Origin of the sequence: Thermogutta sp. (genome assembly GCF_014359955.1) — a bacterium.
GTDB lineage: Bacteria > Planctomycetota > Planctomycetia > Pirellulales > Thermoguttaceae > Thermogutta.
In genome coordinates this window covers 1-3395 of record NZ_JACIYL010000481.1, presented here as the reverse complement: position 1 = coordinate 3395, position 3395 = coordinate 1, and the positions used below count along the sequence as shown (strand labels likewise).

Below are 3395 nucleotides of genomic sequence, written 5' to 3'. Positions count from 1 at the left end.
GAGGTTGTTCTGCAGGCCGGTGTCGGGGTCGAAGGGCCGGGCCGTGAAGAGGAACAAGGAGTCCACCGCCGGATTGGTTTCCGACGTCACCTTGCCGAAGGCGTCATAGATGAGATGATTGACCACGGTGGTCATGTCGCTGGCCGAATCATACTTGGCGATGTCCCGGACCGTGTTCAGGTGGTCCGTCAGGGTCCACTGTACCGTTTCATCACTGCCGTTGTCAACATTTTCCTCGGCCAAAATCTGATCGACCGCCGGGCCCCAGAGGTAACGCCACTCCAGATCACCTGTTTGAACCAACCCGGAGCCCGTCCGCCGAAAGTCCATCACCACCTGGTTACCGTCATAGGCCAAGTTCTGTTTCTGTTGGTAGTCGCCGTCCCCGTTAAGGTCGCCCAGCTTGCGGACCAACCGGTTCTGATAGTCGTACCAGTACCGGATCACCCAGTCCACGGCCGCCCCATAGCTGGACCGATGCTGCACCTTCACCAGCCGGTTGCGGTGCTCCCAGGTGTATTGGGTGATGTCCGTGTCGCCTGAGTCGAGCTGCCCATTGCCGTTGGTATCAATGAACCGGTGCGTGCGGTTCCCCTCGGCATCGTAGAGGTAGCGGTAGGTGCCGTCGGAAAGAAGCTGGTTGTTCATGCCGGTGGCGTAGCTGCTGCCGTTGGCGGTAACGCGGTTGCCATTGGCGTCGTACTGGTAGCTTTCGTCGCTCTGGTAGTCGTAGTCGGCGGCGGTGAGCTGCCCGGTGGCGTCGCTGGTGTAGTCAGCCGTGCCGTCCACCGAGTTGATGTACTGCGTCATGCGATTGGCGGCATCGAAGTTCCAGGTGTATTCCACGAAGGTGGTCTGGCCGCGGAAGTGGCTGAGGCCCCGCAGTCGCCCGACCTGGTCGTAGGTGTACTGGGACTGGGCGACAAGCTGGGTACCGGCCAGGTCGGCGTAACGGGTGAGGTCCGTAAGTTGACTGGCTGTATCGTAGGAGAAGTGGACCCACTTCGTGGCGACCCTCGCCGGGCGGCACTGGCGGCTTGCCTGGCAGTGGGCCGAGGTGACGGTAAGCTCGGCGTCATGAGCTATTGGCTGGGCATGTAAAGACCATTCGGCGGACCAACCCGAGCATGTCCACGAATTGACGCTTTGCTGCTGCCCTCGTGGGCCTTCGCTGACCGAGCGTCTCCGGCGAGGCATGGCGACCGTGCGGAGCCTGATGTTCGAATTCGTTGCCGCAAACAGTTCACCGGACCGCGACACCGCCGGACAAGTTGGCAGCGGCACCCATCCGCGGCGATCTGGCGGTAGGTCACCTGGGCGTCCCCCTCTCGTCTGCAGAATAGGGGTCGAGTTTCGAGTAGTCCTCGATCTCTTTTCGGCGTGCCTCATTCGGGTACCACACAGATCCGTCAGAATTGCAAACACCAACAAACCCCGGCGCCGACGGGTTTATGTCAGTGCCCTCCACGAGAGCCATCTTTAACGCCGGCATCGACGCGAGGCTACACAGGCATGCGTTTGTGGCGCGGGTGAACCTGATATCCAGCGCGGCGAGCCTCGGCAATTGCGACAAGTGCCGCAACCCCGCATCCCCCACGTTAGTACCGGCAAGCGACAATCGCCACAGATTCGGAAGTTGTGCGAGCGATTCCACGCCCACGTCACTAATCGCAGCACTGTCTAAGTACAAAATCTGTAACTTTCTCAGACCTGCTAGATGCCTCATTCCTCCATCGTCGAATGGGGTCTTCACGATCACGAGATTTTCAAGTTCCCCCAGCTCAGCAAGAGCAGACCACAATTCAGAGTTGATTTTCACAGCAGATAGCTGGAGTGTTGTTAACCGTTTCATGCGGGCGAGAGAAGCGGTTGCCACTTCTGTGAGGTCAGCGTTGCGCAGTTCGAGGTCTTTCAGCTTCGGTAAGGCTGACAGTGGCTGTAGCCAATCACCCTTCAACCCCGTTGCGTTTAGGGTCAGGCTCTCGAGGTGTCTAAGTCGCGATATCGTCCGCACGTTATCGATAGTTAGCGTGGTGCGCGAGAATGTAAGATATCGCAACCGAGATAGGGTGTCTATAGGAAAACCAGCACATGGCTCAATCCGGCAGTCCGTAAACGTAAGCGATTGCAAATAGCGAAAACAGCGTAATTGCTCCCACATTTCATCGTCGAGGGCGGCCCCATCTATGGTAACCCTGACTACGGGATGGTAGAGACGGCCTCGCCAAAGCTCACGCGGGTCAATCGCGGGTCCTGAGACGAATACATCGGTCTGCGCCGACGCTCCATAATTTTGCTTCAGAATAGCTGCAGCATGCTGTTCCCGCTGTAACCAGCACCACTCCGCGACTACCCAGGATAGAAGATGACAAACGCTCAGCAAGGTGAGCTCGACCGTGCCGAACCGACAGTGAGATCTCCCCTTGCGTGGAATCGGTTTAAGATCGGACGAAACGGAGACTATTTCCATTTGCGATCCTTTTTATTAATGTAGACAGTTAATTGTCTTCGGCCACCGCATAAGCTTGTTAAGCCTTCTAAGCAGCTCCCGAGATTCTGAATTCGGCAAACCGAAAACGCGACTCCCATCGGGCGCGATCCCTTCATTCAGCAATCGCGACACGTAACGGTCGTAGGTCACTGTGATGGTAACGCTATCGCAGCGCTGGTTTTTCGCGCCGCATTCATACCGCTCGGGGGTGCCATCGTCGCAAAACTTTCTGCGGTTTTCGCACAATTGGCTGGCAAGCTTTTCGGCGGCACGCAATACAGCATTCGCGACTTCCATGAACTTCGACGCATGGAGGAGCTCTGGTGGGCCACCGTAGCCCGGAATCTGTTGATCCGCTGAGATATCCGGAACGAACCGGCCGCATCCCACAACTCCGAGGTACTTGGACGGACAAAGAGGATGGTTACCCGGGTCTCGGTTATTGTTGAGGAAGTTCTGCAGACTGGCTTTACTAAACAATGTGTCTCCCATCCATATCTTGATCTCGCAAGGTCCGGTTATCCCAGAATACAGTCCGAGCGGATCCGTCACCAGCAATACATTATTCTCCAAGTACCGATAGAGGTTGGCGTCTCCCGGATCAAAGCCAATCGGGTCCTCGCTCAGCCAGCGGCCGACCCGGGCATCGTACCAGCGGTTGAGGTTGTTCTGAAGTTGGGTGTCATTATCGAACGGTCTACCGGTGAATGCAGACCGACTATTACTGACCAACAATGACCGACTAATATTGACTACAAAGGAGGATTATTAAAGAGGACGCCCTCTCTGGCCGGATTGTTCTCCGACTTTTCCACCGCTAACTGACATGTACGTTTTTTCTGCCAGGACATTGTGGCGCAATCAAAAACCCCGTGAAATCCATCAGTTACGCGGGAAATCACGG

General features: G+C 56.6%; 3 protein-coding genes. All 3 read right to left on the bottom strand.

All coding sequences use genetic code 11. From position 1 onward, the window contains the following. Positions 1–1197 (bottom strand): hypothetical protein (locus tag H5U08_RS13295; protein WP_297033930.1); only part of this gene is annotated, 1197 nt, incomplete at its 3' end. 112 nt (positions 1198–1309) lie between these two features. Further along, the gene (locus tag H5U08_RS13290) at positions 1310–1957 is read right to left on the bottom strand and encodes a hypothetical protein (protein WP_297033927.1); all 648 of its coding nucleotides are present in this window, start codon (positions 1955–1957) and stop codon (positions 1310–1312) included. Positions 1958–2485: 528 nt separating this feature from the next. Further along, positions 2486–3223, bottom strand: a complete 738-nt coding sequence (locus H5U08_RS13285; RefSeq protein WP_297033925.1) for an RHS repeat-associated core domain-containing protein — start codon at positions 3221–3223, stop codon at positions 2486–2488. Between the last annotated feature and the right edge of the window lie 172 nt (positions 3224–3395).